Source organism: Cohnella sp. LGH, assembly GCF_017671885.1.
In the GTDB taxonomy this organism is placed as follows: domain Bacteria; phylum Bacillota; class Bacilli; order Paenibacillales; family Paenibacillaceae; genus Cohnella; species Cohnella phaseoli.
The window spans coordinates 1973463-1990742 of record NZ_CP072117.1; the positions used below are offsets into that span (position 1 = coordinate 1973463).

The window sequence follows — 17280 nt, forward strand, 5'->3', positions numbered from 1 at the left end:
TGATCATTTATAATAAAGGCAACAACTGCCCCAAGGAGGACTTATCCGCATGGTTTTGAAAGATTACGATTTTCTGTCCGATTCGACTGAACAAACGTCGACCCGTTTTGTTACATTCATTACTCCCGGCCTTAAACGCTTCGATCTGGCCATATTAACGACGAACCGTTTTTACGGCAAAAAATTGGTCACCGACATGATGTTCGGGCGAAGCGCCATACTCGGCCCCGACGACCTGGAGGAAGAGGGCGTGCTTGAATCGGCATTTCGCATCTCCGAAGAAGAAGCCGCTGAGCTAGCTCAGTTCCTGACTCTCGTACTGGGAGCTGTCAACTTCACCGATTAACGGACGAATGGTTCGGATATGCTAACGGAATCAGTCGCCTTAAGAAGGAGTTGAGATTTCGCCATGTCCCCTTTCTCTCCTGAAAACAAGCAGCCGTCGACCGATCTGGCCACAGTAGAATCGCAGCGCAACGACCTCGCTTCCGAGGAGTTCCCGGAGGGGCCTTACGGCTCACCCGCTCCGATGCATGCCATCGGCAAAAGCTCACCATGGCGCGACGACCAGCGTCCGCCTAACCCTTTCTCCTATGAAAATCGCGAGTTCCATGCCGGTATGGAGCGAGGCTACCCGGGAGACGTCGACGCTCCGGACGAAGTTGTCGAAGAAGATTATCCTTAGCCGCTCGTTCGGCCCGGATATGGAATCGGCATTTCTGTCGACCATCCCCGGGCCTGAGTTTCTATCGTTTCCCGATTCGCTGCACCTCGTCATGCGTAAGGTCGAGCATATCGGCGATTTGCGCTGCATCCAAACCTTTAGCGAGCATTTTGCGGACTACCTTAGCCCTCTCTTCTGCCATACCTTCAGCTTTTCCTTCAGCTACTCCCTGCTCCTTGCCCTTCAACAGTCCCTCTTCAATGCCCTCCTCATACCCCCAACGCTTCCAGGCCGGCATCAATTCCATAATTGCTTCCCCCTCCTTCGGATGATCGTTCATCAATTCGCGCATGATTCGCTCGTCCTGCTCAGGGTCGGGTTTGAAATACAAATCCGCCACCGACATCAGCAGCGCTATCCGCGCATCGTCCAGCTTCCTTCTGAGCCGTAAAAGCATCCGCAAATACGCCAGACGCATTTCTTTTTTCTCATTCTCATTGTAACCCATTTTCGCCAGCAGTGCAGCAGCTACCGGATTGTCCGAATCGACAAACCTCCTCCAGGAATGCCGCCTCAGCTCCACCTTCCAATATTGAAATCGGACGATTTCGCGCCCCGGGATGGCCATCCTGAACGTATCCGGTTCCTCGCCGCCTTCGTCCGCGGTGAAGATGGCGATCGGAATAATCAGTCGATGCTCCTTGCGATGACGCTCGAACAGACGACCGAAATAAATGAACATTCGTTCGGAAAAGTCCTTCTTACGCGACGATTGCGGCTCCATATGAACCAGAATGTACGCATCCAGCGCTTTGTAGCGGGTTTCCAATAGCAAATCGAGAATTTTCGCCTCCTCGCCGACAATATCGACGAGCTGCTCCTGCATCAACAGCCTCGTATGACTATGATCCAGCAAAACGTCCAATTCGGGAAAAAACAGCTCGATAAACTCTGCAAAAAAAGTTTGCAGCAGCTTCTTGAATGCTTCGTCATGCGGTATCGCCGCGCCTTTCTCCTGATCCCGCATCCCTCTGTTTCTCATCTCCACCTGCCTCCTCTTTGAGTCGGCCGAAAACGACAAACGCCGCCTACTCCCCGTAAAACAGGGAGCAAGCGGCGTGTTCTTCACGACCGAATATTCAAACCTTGCCTAAATTGTACCAAACCTCGGCCATTTGCGCCAGAGCCAACCTTATCGTAAATCCGGGCCGAACAGCAGCACGTTGCTCAAATTCCGCCCCGGCGTGAACAACTGAACTCCCTGCGAGTAGATGCCGGCCGAAGCGCCTCCGTCCAACCCCATCGCATCGACGGCGCCCTTGGCTCGCAATAATTCGGCGACTTCTCCGTGCGTTGCCGAACCGGTCGTGACCATGACGACACGGCCGTCCTTCGTAATTCCGATACCGCTACGGGCGGCACGCTTGGCGTCGGCCCCGTCCTTCTCGACTACCTTGCCGCCTTCGATCAGCTTCGGCCAGGCCTGCACGGCCGTTACGACATCGTTCCAGCGAACGAGTCTCCCCTCCGCGTTCGAGTACGTCACGCGGTAATGCACCTTCCGGCCGACCTTGAACATTTCCTTCAGCTCCGCCAAGCTTTCGCGCTGATTGACGATCACGTAGCCGTCGCGGGGTATTTTGGCGTTTTCGCCTTTCGCTACCCTAATCACCTTACCGTCGCTTACGACGATCATGACGCCTTTATCGGTGCCGATTCTCGCGCCGTAGTCGGGCGTATAGATCGTTGTCCCGCTGCCTGCCCGACGGTTTACGTAGCTTGCCGACCAGCGACGCTGCGAATCGTACAGCCCATCGAAGCCCCCTACAATGCTCGGCGACGCCTCATCAAGCCGTGCGGTGCCGTCCGCAGCAAAGCTAACAATCGTTCCTACGCTGCCGGTATTAAACAGCAGCTCGCCGTCTTTGACCAGCGTTCCGTAGGGCAACGGCACTTCATCGTTGTACGCGGCGAAATAAGTGCCGTTAATCGCATAGCTCGCCTGACGCCTCGTTACGATCGCTTTCATCGCTTCCGCGTTGCCGAGCGCGTCCTTCCCAAGTCCCAGACCTGCTGGCATCCCTTGCGGCAGCACGATCGTATTGACGTAGGCTTTCCGGCCGTTCAGCTTCGTTTGGCCCGATTCCGTCTTCGGCGCGGAGGCCGACTTGAACTTGACGGGATCGACAATCTGCAACCGGAAGCTGCAACTGGCGGCCTCGCGCTCGTAGCCGGACGCTGTGACCTCTACTTGCGTCGTTCCTTTTGCCAGCGGTATCGCGATGCCTTGCGAAGTGACGCGGGCTAACTTCGGATTTGCGAATTCATAGTATAAATACGGCTCATATTGAAACAGAGCGTCCAGACTCGTCTTCGCGTTCATAGGCAGTTTAACCGTTTCTCGCGGACAAACCAGTCCGTCTTCCGCCGTCTGATCCTCTTGTGAAGCCGACGATGCCGCAGGCCTATCTGTCCCGGCATCCGCTCCCATCAAGCTGAATCCAATTAGTGCTACTCCTGCTGTCTTCGCCAAAAAACGCAACCTTTTACCCACGAAAAAAGACCCCTCCATTCCGAATAACGTTATTTTCGGACGGAAGGGGGCTAATGTTTAGAAGCCGAAGTAATTTTTAGCGTTGCGGTAGCAGATATCCTCCACCATGCCGCCGAGCAACTCCATATCCTCCGGGGCTTCTCCGCGCTCGACCCACCCGCCGAGCATATCGCACAAAATTCTGCGGAAGTATTCATGACGAGGATAGCTCAGGAAGCTTCGGGAATCCGTCAGCATGCCGACGAACCGGGACAAGAGGCCGAGATTAGCCAATGCGTTCATCTGCTCCAGCATGCCGTCCTTCGTATCGTTAAACCACCAAGCCGAGCCGAGCTGAATTTTCCCCGGAATTCCGCCGCCCTGGAAGCTCCCCATCACCGTTCCCAGCACATAATAATCCTTTGGATTCAGCGAGTATAGAATCGTTCTTGGCAAGCCTGCTTTGGCATCAATGCCGTCCAGCAGCTTCATCAGCGGATAGGCCAGTTCGCCGTCGTGAATCGAGTCGAAGCCGGTATCCGGCCCGAGCCGGGCGAACGAACGGCTGTTGTTGTTCCGGGATGCATGGATGTGGAGCTGCATCGTCCAGCCGAGCTTGCTGTACTGCTCGCCCAGATGAAGCAGCGTGTACGTCTTGTACTTGCTTTCCTCCTCCAGCGTCAACGTCTCGCCGCCAAGAGCTCTCGCATAGATGGCGGACACTTCTCCAAGACTCGTCTCGGCGTACAGGACGCGATCGAGCGCATGGTCCGACACTTTGCAGCCGACCTTCGCGAAGAAGGCGATGCGGTTGTCTACCGCCTCCAGGAAACCTTCGTACGTATCGACGTTCATTCCCGCCGTCTCGCCGAGCTTGCGCACCCAAGGCACGAACGTGTCGCGGCGAATTTCCAGCCCTTTGTCGGGCCGGAACGACGGGAGCACAAGGCAATCGAAATCGGCGATACCTTTAATCCCCTCGTGATACTCCAGTGTATCGGTCGGATCGTCGGTCGTGCAGATGACGCGCACGCGCTGGTCCCGGATCAGCCTTCTGACGGAAAAGTCCTCGGAACGCAGCACCGCGTTCGCCTTCTCCCAGATCGCCGGCGCGTTCTTCTCGTTAATCGGTTCCTCGATGCCGAAATAGCGCCTCAGCTCGAGATGCGACCAGTGATACAGCGGATTGCCGAGCGTCGCGGGAACCGTCCTCGCCCAGGCGAGGAAACGGTCGTAGTCGTCCACCCCCGGCCCTCCGGTCACAAGCGTTTCCTCGATTCCGTTCGCCCGCATCGCCCTCCACTTGTAGTGGTCCCCGTACAGCCAAATTTCCGCGAGGTTGCCGAAGCGCTTGTCCTCGTAGATTTCCTGCGGATTCAGATGGCAGTGGTAGTCGATAATCGGCTGCCCCGCCGCGTAATCGTGATACAGCCTCCGCGAAACCTCGCTCTGAAGCAAAAAGTGATCGCCCATGAACTCCTTCACTCCGTTATCGCCCCTTCATCGAAATTTGACCAGCTCGTCTACACGCACCGCCTGCCCCGTGCGGATCGAACGGTTCGCCGCGATGCCCGTCAATATGCTTTTCGCTCCGTCGATATGATTCGCCGCCCGCTTAAACCGATCCTCCGCCGGAACGCCGAAAATATCGTTCAGCAGCACCGGATCGCCGCCGCCGTGTCCGCCTTCGCCCTCTTCAACGTCGACCTCGTAAGGAGCCGCAAACATCGGGAACACGGTGATGGATCTGTCTTTAAGCGCGCCTTCCTCGGATTTCTCGCCGCCCGAGTTGACGTACGATTGTTCGACGATTGTCATCTCGATGCGCCCCTTCGTGCCGTTAAACGCAATGCGGTAGCCTTCCCAAGGGAGGTAGGCGTTAAGCGAATACGTCAAAATCGCATTGTTCTTATACCTTACCAGCACGCCCATCGTATCCTCGATGCTGATGCCGTCTCCGAACACGCTCTGGTCGCGCTGATAGCCGTCCTCATGCTCGGCGTCCAGATAGAGCGCCTTCAGGTTGTCGTTCCCGTCGAGCGGCAGCGCGAACGGATCGTCCTTGGCGTTCGGATTTCCGGTCGCGCGGTCGTAAAACTGGGTCACTCCGCGCTGCTCCGCGTTCTCCTTGCCGTAGAACAGCAAATCCCCGAAAGCGAACACCGTATCCGGCTCCGAGCCGATCCAGAAGTTGACGAGATCGAAATGGTGCGTCGACTTGTGAACGAGCAGCCCGCCGCTGTTTCTTTTGTCCCGGTGCCATCTCCGGAAATAATCCGCCCCGTGCTGCGTATTCAACAGCCATTCGAAGTGGACCGAAGTAATTTTGCCGATCGCGCCGTCTTCGATCAGTTCGCGGGCTTTCGTATGGTGCGGCGCATAGCGATAGTTAAACGTCACCCGCACGTTCCGCCCGGTACGCTCGACCGCGTCCAAAATATCCTGACACTTCTTCTCGTCGACCGTCATCGGCTTCTCGGTCACGACGTCGCAGCCCAGTTCCATCGCGCGGATGATGTACGTATGGTGAGTGCGATCCACACTTGTCACGATGACGGCGTCGGGCCGTTCCTTCGCGATCATCTCTTCGAACTGCTCGGCCTTGTAAGTCGCCACCCGGCGGTAGCCGTAACGATCGGTCAACTGCCGATTGGCGTACTCCATTCGAGTCTGATTCGTGTCGCAGAACGCCAGCAGCTCCGACGTATCGCGGAAAGACGTCGCGATCGCCGAATAGAAAAACTCCGCCCGTCCTCCCGAACCGACTAACACATACTTTTTCTTGTCGTTCATATTCGCTCACCCTTATGTTGGATTTGTTGTTCCGATAAGAGTAACTTATAGCAAACAAGAAACGTTTTCTCCTTCTTTCCTGCTCACTTCGGCCAAAACCCCGCATATTTTGCTATAATACGTAATAGATCATAGCGAACGGAAAGAAGGTGCTGCCGCGTTGACTGCTTCATCTTTGACGGAGAGGCTTGAGCACGGAAACTTGTCCGACCCTTTCTACATCGAGTACGTGAGCCGCACCCAACCCTTTACGATGGAAGCGCATCATTTTCATTCTTACTTCGAGCTGTACTGTCTGTTGTCCGGCACGCGCGATTATTTCGTCCGCGATTCGACGTACGGCGTAGAAGCCGGCGACCTCGTCTTCATCGGACCTAACATGCTGCACCGAACCCTGCTCGCAGGCGACCCCGCTCATGCGCGCATTGTCGTCCATATCGACGATCGCTACGTCCGGAACGTACTCGGGGAGCATGCCGAGCTGCTGCTGGGCCCTTTCGTCGCCGCCGCGCCGATCGTCCGGCTGAAGGGCGAGCAAAGGCTTCGGCTAGACGCATTAACGGACCGCATACTCGAAGAGCTTCGTATGCGACCTCCCGGTTTCGAGCTAGCCCTTAGGTCGGCGTTCGCGGAGCTATTGCTGCTCTCTGCTCGCGCCGTTCAAGCCGGGCATGCCCCGGAAGCCTCCCTGTCCTCGCCGATGCATCGCAAAATGTCCGAAATCGTGCGCTACCTGAACGCGAGCTACGGAGAACCGATCAAAGTCGGCGAACTGGCCGAGCGTTTTTATATCAGCCCGTACCATATGAGCCGCTCGTTCAAAGCGGCTACCGGCTTTACGGTCATCGACTACCTGAATTTGACGCGCGTCAAGGAAGCGCAGCGACTGCTTCGCGCGACCCGTCTGCCGATCACCGAGATTGCGGCCCGCACCGGCTTCGACAACTTCTCCCACTTCGGAAAAACGTTTAAAAAAATAACCCGGGCTTCCGCCCGGGATTATCGCAAGGAGCATAGCGCCGCCTCTCCACAATAGCATATAATGCGGTCGGGAGGCTTCATTGGAATATTACGTTTTCGCTTCCGATTTGATTTTGAGTCTTTAATGAACCATCGTCAAGCAAGCCGTCAGCCGCTTGTACAGTTGCCCAGCCAATCCCAGTCGGGAATCGCCCTCATCGGGCGCTAGCCTTCGGAATTTCGTTGTTCGCGATCATCTCTCCGAACGGACTGACATACGAATTGCCCGTCGGCCGCTCTTGTTTGTTCGCCAGAGGAAGCAGCGGGAAGAGTAGCTCGGCCGTCCGGTACGCTTCTTCGAGATGCGGATAGCCGGACAGAATGAACGTCTCGATGCCGAGCTCGGAATACGCCTTCATGCGGTCGGCGACCGTCTGCGGATCGCCGACAAGCGCCGTGCCGGCTCCACCGCGCACGAGGCCTACGCCGGCCCACAGATTTGGGCTGATCTCCAGCGCCTCGCGGCTGCCGCCGTGCAGGTTCATCATTCTCCGCTGTCCGACCGAATCGAAGCGGTCCAATATTTTCTGCGCGCTGGCGATCGTCTCGTCGTCCAAGTAGCCGATCAGCTCTTCCGCGGCTTTCCAGGCGTCCTCCTCCTTCTCCCGGACGATGACGTGCAGACGAATGCCGAATCGCACCGTCCTTCCTTGCTGCGCGGCCAGCTCGCGAACGACGGCGATCTTCTCCGCCACCTGCTCCGGCGGCTCCCCCCAGGACAGGTAGACGTCGACATGGCGGCCGGCGACCTTGTGGCCCGCGTCGGAGGAGCCTCCGAAGTAAAGCGGCGGATAAGGCTGCTGCACGGGAGGGTACAGCACTTTGCCCCCGTCGATGCGAATGTACTCGCCGGCGAAGTCGATTTCTTCGCCCTGCAGCGCCTTGCGCCAAATGGTCAGAAATTCGTCCGTCAAGTCGTAGCGGGCGTCATGGCTCAGATGCAAGCCCTCTCCGGCCAGCTCGACCGGATCGCCGCCGGTCACTACGTTGATCAACAGCCGTCCGCCCGAAATCCGGTCGAACGTCGACGCCATTCGCGCGGCGATCGTCGGGGACATAAGCCCAGGCCGGACCGCGACGAGAAACTTGAGCCGACGGGTAATCGGAATAAGCGCGGATGCGGCGATCCAAGGATCTTCGCAGGATTTGCCCGTCGGCAGCAGTACGCCTCCGAATCCGAGACTGTCGGCCGCTTTGGCGATTTGACTCATATAGTCGAAGTCGACCGCCCGGGCGCCATGGCCGGTACCCAAATATTTTCCGTCCCCGTGAGTCGGGATGAACCAGAACACTTCCATTTCCTTCAAGCCCCTTTCCTGACTAGCGCGTCTGCCTCAACAGCTTCCATACCGGATCGATCAGCGCGGCCTTGTCGCTGCTTAAATATTGATTGGCATAGCTCCTTACCGGGTCGCCGGCATAGAACCTTTCGTACAGCTCGTGCCGCGAGCCCAAGGGGCTTCCGATCAGATCCCAGGCCAGCTTGAACAGCCGGACCTTCTGCTCGGCGCCCACCGACACCCCTTCGAAGTATCGGTTCAGCAAGTCGCCGAGCGGACCGTCGAACTGGCTCATCCGTGCGGGCGTCTGCACAAACCCTCCCCCGCCGACCTGCTGCAAAATCTCAATCGCACGCGGGTACAGCTTCGTCCCGATGCTTCTCGCCGTATCGATGAACGTCGGCTCCGGCAGCCACATTCCCGTTGCCGGGTCGGGCTTCGCCTGCGCTTCTGCGGCAATCAGTAGCGCTTTGATCGTATCGATCTGCGTGATGAGTTCGCCGAGCTTCTCCTGAACGTGGAGAAAACCGTTCACCCCGATCGCATCGGCGACGGCGAACGTCACCCCGGCGACGAATTCCAGCTTGGCGACGAAGCGAACGACCGTCTGGTGGAAAGCAAGCGAATTCGAAGGCACATGCGAGCGCAGCTTCCAGACCGCGTCGGCGTCCCCGTTCAGCAGCACCCGCTCCCACGGAACTAGCACTTCGTTGAACAGCAGCACCGCGTCCATCTCGTCGTAGCGCGAGCTGAGCGGATGATCCTGCCCGTCGGGCTCGGCGAACGATTCCCGGCATACGATGTGCAGCCCTTCCGATCCGGCCGGCACGATCAGCGCATGGGCGTGCTTACTATGCCGGGCATCCAGTTTATTGAACGAGAAAATGAGAAAATCGTGCGTGTAGGGCGCGCCCGTCGCGATCATCTTGGCTCCGCTCAGCACGATGCCTTCTTTCGTTTCTTTGACGACATGCAAGTATCGCTCGGCGAGCCGCTTGTCGTCCAGCCCCTTCGAGCGGTCGATCTGCGGGTCCAGCAGCGAAGTCGTCAAGAAGCGGTCGTTGTCCCGAGCTTCCTCGTAGTACGCGGAGATTTTCGCCTCCAGCCCGGCGTCCAGCTTGCCGAGCTGCTTGCGCGAGCCATACCACCCCGCTACCAGCGAGCGCGCATAATCGGACAGACGGCTCATGACGCCGTTCGTTTCCTTGGCCCAATAAGCGAAAGCTCGGCTTCTCTTCGCCAAATCTTCGGCGGTGTAAGGCACGAGAAACGAGCTGTGGGCGAATCTGCCGCTATCGTCCGCCGCGTACCCGACATAGTCTCTACGGCGGGGATCGTCAAGCAGGTCGAACAGTCGGCCGATCGTGGAGAGCGTTCCGGAGAAAGCCGGATGCCCTGGCAGTTCGGTTACTTTCTCCTGGTCTACCCATACGTTTCTGCCGTCCTGAAGGCTGTCCAGAAAACGTTGGCCTCTCGATGTCATGTTCCCGATCGCTCCTTCGCCTCGCCTGCGCGGCGGAATGCCGCGCCCGGATGTCTGTCCGGCAGACGGCTTGCGCCGGGCCCGAACAGCTTCTCGCGCATCGTTCCCTTGGCGTATTCCGTTTTGTACAGGCCGCGCTCCTGCAAGATCGGCACAACCAGATCGATGATGTCCTTCAAGCTCCCGGGCGTAATAAGATGAGCGAGATTAAAGCCGTCGATGCCCGTCTTCTCAACCCAAGCCTGCATCTGATCGGCGACTTCTTCGGCCGAGCCGAACAGCAGGGCGCTTCGTCCCCCGATCTTGACGATCTCGTCGACGACTTCTCCGACGTTCATCCGCTTCTCCGACATCGTCGTGAACCGGGCTACGGCCGCCTGTCCGTGATCGGAAGCGAAATAGGACAAATAGTCGGAACGGTCGTACTTCGACAAGTCGATGCCGCTGAAGCCCCCGTACAGCACCTGCGGAGCGTCTTCGCTGCGCAGGGCCGTATATTCCCTGAGCTTCTCCTCCGCTTCCGCTCGAGTCCGGCCCACGATGGAGTTAATGGCCATGAACACTTTTACGTCCTCCGGCTTGCGTCCGTAGGAGACGGCCTTCGTGCGGATGTCGTCGACGTAAAACTTCAGGCTCTCGTAGTTGTGCGCGTCGATGAACACGCACTCGGCGTGCTTCGCGGCGAACTCCCGCCCTTTGGCGGACGTCCCGGCTTGATACAGCACGGGCGTGCGCTGAGGCGAAGGCTCGCTCAGATGAGGTCCCGGAATGTTGTAATACCGCCCCTCGTGATTGATCTCGTGAACTTTGGAAGGATCGGTATAGATGCCGCGCACGGCGTCGCGAACGACGGCGTCCTCCTCCCAGCTCGCTTCCCACAGCTTGTAGACGACTTCCATGTATTCGTCCGCAACCTCGTAGCGGCGATCGTGGTTGACCGCCTGGTCGAGTCCGAAATTCTTTGCGGCGCTCGGCAGAAACGAAGTGACGATATTCCATCCTACCCGGCCTCCGGTCAGATGATCGAGCGTGGACATTCTTCTCGCATGGGCGTAAGGAGGCTCGTAGGTCGTCGGAATCGTGACCGCGAAGCTCAGATGCTCCGTCGCGTACGCCATTGTCGGAATAATCAGCGACGGATCGTTGACCGGCACCTGGACGGCGTCCCGCAGCGCGGCGTCGCGATTGCCGCGGAACACGTCGTAAAATCCGTATACGTCCGCCAGGAACAAGGCGTCGAACAAGCCCCGCTCCAGCAATTGCGCCAGTTCGACCCAATAGCGCAAATCCTTGTACCGGTGTCGTTCGCTCGCGGGATGCTTCCATAAGCCGTGCGCGCTGTGCATGGCCGTGTTCATATCGAATGCGTTAAGCCGTATTTGTTTCCCCATGTTCATTCCCCTCGCGCCAAGCGGTATCCCGCGCCCGGATGCCGCTCGGGAAGCCGGGCGCGGCCGGCTCCGAACAGCTTCTCGCGCATCGTGCCCGCTACGTAGCTTGTTTTGTATAAACCCCGTTCCTGCAAGATCGGCACGATCAGCTCGACGATTTCCTTAAGACTGCCTGGCGTAACCAGGTGGCCGAGATTAAAGCCGTCTATACCGGTTTTCTCGACCCACTCCTGCATCCGGTCGGCGACCTGCTCGGCCGAGCCTTTGAGCAGCACGGTTCTTCCGCCGATTCTAGTAACGGACTCGATCACTTCCCCGTAGGTCATCTCCTTCGGAGACAGCTTCGTATATCTCGCCATGACCGTCTGCCCGTGATCCGTCGCCCGATAGGTCAAAATCTGGTTCGGATCGCCCTGCGCCAGGTCGATTCCCGTATATCCGCCATAGATGGCCTGTGGGCCGTCCGTACTGCTTAGATCGGTCAATTCGCGATATTTCTCCTCCGCCTCGGCTTCCGTTCTTCCCACGATCGTGCTGAGCGCCATGAACACTTGGACATCGTCCGGCTCCCTGCCGTACGCGGCCGCTCTGGCACGAATGTCGTCCACGTAAAACTTCATGCTCTCGAAGGAGTGACCGTCGATGAAGACGCATTCCGCGTGTTTGGCGGCGAACGCCCTGCCCCTCTCCGACGCGCCCGCCTGATAAATGACCGGAGTCCGCTGGGGCGAAGGCTCGCTCAGATGAGGTCCGGGAACCCGGTAATGCTTCCCTTCGTGACCAATCTCCCGAACCTTGAGAGGATCGGTATAGACGCCTGCGGCCGGATCGCGAACGACGGCGTCATCGGCCCAACTGCCCTCCCACAGCTTGTAGACGACTTCCATGTATTCCTCGGCCCGCTCGTAGCGCTCGTCGTGTCCGATCATCCCGTTCAGCCCGAAATTGCGGGCGGCGCTCGGGAGGAAGGCCGTGACGACGTTCCAGCCGATACGGCCGTTCGTCAGATGATCCAGCGTCGTCATTCGTCTCGCATGGGCGTAAGGATGCTCGTAGGTCGTCGGCACCGTCACGGAGAAGCCGAGATGTCGGGTCGCATAGGCCATCGTCGGGATAATCAGCGCCGGATCGTTGATCGGGGCCTGGACGGCGTCCCGCAGCGCGGCGTCGCGGCTGCCGCGGAACACGTCGTAAAACCCGTATACGTCCGCGAGAAACAAGGCGTCAAACAAGCCGCGCTCCAGCAGTTGCGCCAGTTCGACCCAGTACCGCAAATCCTTGTAACGATGCCGCTCGTTGTCCGGATGTTTCCACAGGCCGTGCGGATTGTGCATGGCCGCGTTCATGTCGAAGGCGTTGAACCGGATCTGCTTCGCCATCGCTCAGCCCTGTTCCTGGACGCCAAGCTCATACTTGGCGACGTACAGCCGGCACAGCTCGCTGGAATAAGCCATCAAGCCGCCCGCCTGGGCATCGCGCAGATGGCGCTCGAAGGACAGCGCGCGCGTGAACGCCAGCCCTCCTCCGACGCGCAAGCCGAGATCGGCTGCATCCTTGGCGATCTGATTCGCCAGGATTTTGGCTTCCATCGAGACGATGATCGTCTCCTGGGAGCCCTCGTCCGCCAGCTCCAGCAATCGCTCGGCCAACAGCTTGGCGGCTTTCAGGCGAACGTGAACGTCGGCCGTCTCGTACTGAATCCACTGTACGAGAGAGAGCGGCTTGCCATCGGTCAGCTTCTTCCCTTTCGCCTGCGCGATCAGCGCGTCGTACGCCGCCTGGGCGATGCCGAGCGACAGCCACGGCAAGCCTAGCGCGATCAGATTTTGGCGCGGGGACGCGGCCTCGACGAAGCGGTTGGCCGCTTGAAGCCGGGTGCCGCGGAAGCCGATCAATTGGCTTCGCGTGCCTCGCATGCCGAGCGCGTCCCAGATGTCGTGAATGTCGACCGTATCGTCCCGTTCCACGCCGAAGAAGGCGGGCTGGCCATCGATGCTCGCGTTGATCAGGAAGTAATCGGCCAGTTCGGCGCCGGAGACGAAGCGTTTCGCTCCGTCGAGACTCCAGTCGCCGTCTCCGAGCGGCGTCGCCTCCTGTACGGGATTCAGGAATAGATTGCCCGAGGAAGGCTCGCTAAGCGCGTTGGCGAAGCGCTTGCCCTGCTTCCACTCCCGCAAATAATGCTCGGATCTCTCCGGCGAAGAGAGCGTGATCAGCGATTCGGCGGCGGCTGTGTTCATCAGCCAGACGCAAGCGGTCGACGGGCACCCTCTGGCGATCTCGAACACGATCCGTCCGAACGTCCGGTACGAGATGCCCGCTCCGCCTTTCTCTTCGGGAAGAATCGCCGTGTCGAGCCCGCGCTCAAACAGCTCCCGCAAGTTATCTTTCGGCAGCTCGGCGTTCCGGTCGATCTCGGCCGCCGTCAAGGCGAACTTCGCCGACAGCTCGGACGCGAGATCGATCAAGCGCTGCTCCTTCGCATGCGATATCAAAGTGCTCATTGGTAGTTTCCTCCGTCGCGCGTTCTGTGCGTTTGCGTTATTTCGGCAAATATTCCGTCGTGAACGCTTCGTTCACGTCGACGTCGTTCTTGAGCAAGCCGACTTCCAGCAGCTGCTTCTTGTTCTCTTCCCAGCGCGCTTCCTTCATGACGCCGAAGCCTTCCGTCGCGGCGTCGCCTCCCGTTACGAACGGCTTGTAGGCGACGGCCTGCTCGTTCATCGCGGGGATCGGCAATTCCTTGTTGTCCTCATGAATGCGCACGTTCACTTCCTCGAAGTGGTCGAAGTAATACGCCCAGCCTTTCTTCACGGCGCGCAAGTAGCCTTTTACGACCTCCGGATTTTCCTTCAGGAAGCTTTCCGACGTAATGATCGTAATCTCGTAAGGATCGTAGCCCGACTCGGACAACAGGAACGGTTCCGCTTCCACGCCCTGTTCTTTGAGCGTAATCGGCTCGGAGGTGGAGAAGCCGTGCAGCAGGGACGTCTCGTCCGCAAGGAAGCGCACGAGCGTTCCGTCGGTCACTTGCTCTTTCAATTGCAGATTGTATTTCTTCTTCACGTACTCGTATGCCGGCACCCCGGGAACGAAGAAAGCGGTGCGGCCGTTCAAATCTTCGAACGATTGAATGTTCTGCGATTTATGGAAGATCAGCGCCTGAGGCGAGCCTTGCAGAGCGGCCGCCACAGCTACGATCGGCAGCCCTTCCTCGCGGTTCTGCAACACGGTATCGGCTTTGGCGAATCCGAATTCGGCATTGCCCGTGGCGACGATTTGCCTGCCGTTCACTTTGGGGCCGCCCTGCTTGATCGTCACGTCGAGACCTTCCTCGGCGAAATAGCCCTGAACCAGCGCGGCGTATTCTCCTCCGTATTCTGGCTCGGCAAACCATCCGAGTTGGACGGTGATTTTGCGAGGTTCTTTCGGCTTCTCCTCCGAAGAGGCGGAAGGGGAAGCCGCAGGGGACTGCGACGCTGAAGCGGATGGCTTCGGAGACTCCGGCGAGGCGGAGGACGCCCCCGGTTCCGCTTTGCCGCCGCAAGCAGCTAGGATTACGGTCGTTATCAGAAATAAAAGAATTAATTTGAACGGTTTTCTGATCATAGTCATCGTCATCATTCCTTTGGATAAAATTTAATCGTCTTCGGGCGCGAGCTCCGACTCGTGCCAAGAGCCCAGCAACTCTCGGGAAAACCAATTCACGAGCTGATAGAAAGTAATGCCGAGCAGCGAGGCCATCAAGCCGCAGGCGAACAGATACGGCGTCTGAATCCGCATTGCCGCATACGTAATCGCATAGCCGAGGCCACCCTGCCCTCCGCCGACGCCGGCGACGTATTCCCCGACGATCGCGCCGATCACGCAGAGAGAGCAGGAAATTTTGAGGCCGCCCACGATGTACGGAAGCGCCGCGGGAATGCGCAGCTTCCACATCGTCTGCCATTTCGAGGCGTTGTAGAGGCGGAACAGGTTTTTCAAATGTTGATCCGTAGAGTTAAGCCCGATCAGCGTGTTGGACAGCATCGGGCAGAAGCCGATCAGAAAAGCGATAATGACGATCGACCTCAGCCCCGCATCGAACCAGATGACGATGATCGGAGCGATGGCGACGATCGGAATCGTCTGCAGCACGATCGCGTACGGATAGACGCTTCTCTCGATCACTTTCGAACTGGCGAGCAGAATCGCGCCCAACACGCCTCCGACGACGGAGAGCAGAAAGCCGATCACGGTTTCCAACGCCGTCGTGTATACAGAGCCGAACAGGCTCCTCCAGTTGTCCCCGACTGATGCGACGATGTCAGTCGGCTTCGGCAGCATGTAAGGCGGAATGCCGGCTTGACCGACGATCAGCTGCCATAACCCGACGAAGAGCACGAAGGCGACGACGGGCGGGACGATACGCCATAGCTTTCCGCTTCTAATGGCGTTCATAGCACACACTCCCTTTCTTGCGAATCGTTCCCACGATCCGATTAATGCTTGAGCGACTCGCTTACTTTGCTGACGTATCGGCCGAAGTCGGGATGAGCCCTGAACCGTTCCCCGCGCGGATACGGCACGTCGATGCGGATTTCGCCGGCGATTCTTCCCGGTCTCGGCGTCATGACCATGACCCTGTTCGACAGATACACCGCTTCGAAAGCGTTGTGCGTCACGAACAGGATCGTCATCCTCTCCGTTTTTTGCCGAATCGACAGCAATTCATCCTGCAGCGTCTGCCTCGTAATCTCGTCCAGCGCGCCGAAAGGTTCGTCCATAAACAATATCCGCGGATTGGCGACGAGCGCACGCGCGATCGACACGCGCATTTTCATGCCCCCGGACAGCTCTCGCGGCAGCGCTTTGGCATAATCCTGCAAGCCTACGAGATGCAGCACCCGTTCCGCTTCTTCGATCTGGCGCTTTCTGGGCTGCTTGCGAAGCTGCAGCGGCAAGGCGATATTATCCCTTACCGATACCCACGGAAGCAGCGTTGCTTCTTGGAAGACGCAAGCAATGCCGTTGCTCTTCCTGGCTTCGTCGGGAGATCCGCCGAGAATTTCTATTTCTCCCCCGGTCGGCGCGGACAAACCCGCGGCCATACGAAAAATCGTGGATTTGCCGCAGCCCGAAGGTCCGACGAATGAAACGAAATCCCCCTCGCGAACGCTCAAATTCGCCTGCTGTACGGCGATCGTTCCATTTTTATACGTTTTCGAGACGTTGTTCAGGCCAAGCACTTGCATTTCCGTCTCCCTCCTCCTTGCAACCAGCCGTCCCAACTCTATTTCAACGAACCTCCAGTTGTCTGGTCAGTAGAACGCCCCTGGCAGCTTCCGCCGCTTCAGGTTAATAGGAATCTTAATTTACTAAATTCCTATGTGTCAAGTAGGATTAATTATTGTGAAACGGTCGCGTTTACACTAAAATGAACATAGTCGAGTTTACTCAAGCTCGAAGCGAACTGAAATTTGGACCACGATAAGGAGGGATTAAAGATGGCGGCAAAACGCAGAAGATTTACGCCCAGCCAGAAGGCGCACATTTTATCCAAGCTTCTTGAGGAACAGGTCAGCGTCGCCGGATTGGCCGAGGAATACCGGATATCGCCCGTCGTTTTGAACAGGTGGAAAAATCATGTCGTCCAAAACATGCACAAGCTGTTCGAAAACGAGCGCAAGTCGGAAAACGAACTGAAGACCGCTTACGAACATAGGATCGAGGAGCTGCAGGAGGAGGCCGACAAGCTGCGCCTGCAGCTGGAGTGGCTGAAACAGGCCATGATTTCGAGACTTCCCAAGGAACATCGCAACGAACTCGTCACCCAGGACGACGGAGACTTGCCGATCCGTACGAAAACCGCTCTGCTCGGCTTGAGCCGTTCAACGCTTTATTACCGGATGAATCACGGCTCCCCCGCGAGACGATCGCCGCTGGAGGACGAACGACAAGAAGCCGCCCACTTCCCCGCCTACCTGTTCGCCAGCTTAAGCATCGAGCCGCAGCGCTCCAGTCGCGAAAAAGAGCTGTCCAAGCTCAAGATTATCAACGGCTGGATGGACGTGTTCGGTGGCTATCATTGATACCGAACTTATTTTTTTCCGTTTTCGTGTCCAAGTCGAGACGAC

At 58.0% G+C, this 17280-nt stretch carries 16 protein-coding genes; 4 read left to right on the forward strand and 12 right to left on the reverse strand.

Going from position 1 to position 17280, the window contains the following annotated elements:
* Positions 1-49: 49 nt before the first annotated feature.
* Positions 50-346 (forward strand): DUF3055 domain-containing protein, encoded by a 297-nt coding sequence (locus J4772_RS07940; protein WP_181917843.1) that lies wholly within the window; start codon positions 50-52, stop codon positions 344-346.
* 63 nt (positions 347-409) lie between these two features.
* A complete protein-coding gene (locus tag J4772_RS07945; RefSeq protein ID WP_209074802.1) occupies positions 410-685 on the forward strand; it encodes a hypothetical protein in 276 nt (91 codons plus the stop codon).
* A 61-nt stretch (positions 686-746) separates the two neighbouring features.
* On the opposite strand, the gene J4772_RS07950 is transcribed toward J4772_RS07945, so the two are convergent.
* The 4 genes from J4772_RS07950 to J4772_RS07965 all read right to left on the reverse strand — a co-directional run bounded on the left by J4772_RS07950 (position 747) and on the right by J4772_RS07965 (position 5990).
* Positions 747-1706 (reverse strand): Rpn family recombination-promoting nuclease/putative transposase, encoded by a 960-nt coding sequence (locus tag J4772_RS07950; RefSeq protein WP_209074803.1) that lies wholly within the window; start codon positions 1704-1706, stop codon positions 747-749.
* Between the two features lie 150 nt (positions 1707-1856).
* Positions 1857-3218, reverse strand: a complete 1362-nt coding sequence (locus J4772_RS07955) for a phosphodiester glycosidase family protein (RefSeq protein ID WP_209074804.1) — start codon at positions 3216-3218, stop codon at positions 1857-1859.
* A gap of 57 nt (positions 3219-3275) precedes the next feature.
* Entirely contained in the window at positions 3276-4682 is a 1407-nt protein-coding gene (uxaC, locus tag J4772_RS07960) for a glucuronate isomerase (protein WP_116062711.1), read from the reverse strand.
* A 15-nt stretch (positions 4683-4697) separates the two neighbouring features.
* Complete coding sequence (locus tag J4772_RS07965; RefSeq protein ID WP_209074805.1) at positions 4698-5990, reverse strand: Gfo/Idh/MocA family protein; 1293 nt, start codon at positions 5988-5990, stop codon at positions 4698-4700.
* A gap of 160 nt (positions 5991-6150) precedes the next feature.
* Here J4772_RS07965 and J4772_RS07970 point away from each other — a divergent pair, with 160 nt between their 5' ends.
* Positions 6151-7026, forward strand: a complete 876-nt coding sequence (locus tag J4772_RS07970) for an AraC family transcriptional regulator (RefSeq protein WP_209074806.1) — start codon at positions 6151-6153, stop codon at positions 7024-7026.
* Positions 7027-7165: 139 nt separating this feature from the next.
* On the opposite strand, the gene ssuD is transcribed toward J4772_RS07970, so the two are convergent.
* The 8 genes from ssuD to J4772_RS08010 are packed head-to-tail and all read right to left on the reverse strand — an operon-like array spanning position 7166 to position 16398.
* Positions 7166-8308 carry an FMNH2-dependent alkanesulfonate monooxygenase gene (gene ssuD / locus J4772_RS07975; RefSeq protein WP_209074807.1) on the reverse strand — a complete coding sequence of 381 codons (1143 nt, stop codon included), beginning with the start codon at positions 8306-8308 and terminating at the stop codon, positions 7166-7168.
* A 22-nt stretch (positions 8309-8330) separates the two neighbouring features.
* Complete coding sequence (locus J4772_RS07980; RefSeq protein WP_209074808.1) at positions 8331-9773, reverse strand: 4-hydroxyphenylacetate 3-hydroxylase family protein; 1443 nt, start codon at positions 9771-9773, stop codon at positions 8331-8333.
* Entirely contained in the window at positions 9770-11164 is a 1395-nt protein-coding gene (locus tag J4772_RS07985; RefSeq protein WP_116062706.1) for an LLM class flavin-dependent oxidoreductase, read from the reverse strand. The genes J4772_RS07980 and J4772_RS07985 overlap by 4 nt, the downstream gene beginning before the upstream one ends.
* A gap of 2 nt (positions 11165-11166) precedes the next feature.
* Entirely contained in the window at positions 11167-12543 is a 1377-nt protein-coding gene (locus J4772_RS07990; RefSeq protein WP_209074809.1) for an LLM class flavin-dependent oxidoreductase, read from the reverse strand.
* Between the two features lie 3 nt (positions 12544-12546).
* The gene (locus J4772_RS07995) at positions 12547-13668 is read right to left on the reverse strand and encodes an acyl-CoA dehydrogenase family protein (RefSeq protein ID WP_209074810.1); all 1122 of its coding nucleotides are present in this window, start codon (positions 13666-13668) and stop codon (positions 12547-12549) included.
* A gap of 37 nt (positions 13669-13705) precedes the next feature.
* Complete coding sequence (locus tag J4772_RS08000) at positions 13706-14779, reverse strand: ABC transporter substrate-binding protein (protein WP_209074811.1); 1074 nt, start codon at positions 14777-14779, stop codon at positions 13706-13708.
* A gap of 24 nt (positions 14780-14803) precedes the next feature.
* Complete coding sequence (locus J4772_RS08005) at positions 14804-15604, reverse strand: ABC transporter permease (protein WP_209074812.1); 801 nt, start codon at positions 15602-15604, stop codon at positions 14804-14806.
* Positions 15605-15645: 41 nt separating this feature from the next.
* Complete coding sequence (locus J4772_RS08010) at positions 15646-16398, reverse strand: ABC transporter ATP-binding protein (RefSeq protein WP_209074813.1); 753 nt, start codon at positions 16396-16398, stop codon at positions 15646-15648.
* Between the two features lie 252 nt (positions 16399-16650).
* On the opposite strand from J4772_RS08010, the gene J4772_RS08015 reads away from it, so the two are divergent.
* Complete coding sequence (locus J4772_RS08015; RefSeq protein ID WP_209074814.1) at positions 16651-17235, forward strand: transposase; 585 nt, start codon at positions 16651-16653, stop codon at positions 17233-17235.
* The last annotated feature ends 45 nt before the right edge of the window (positions 17236-17280 follow it).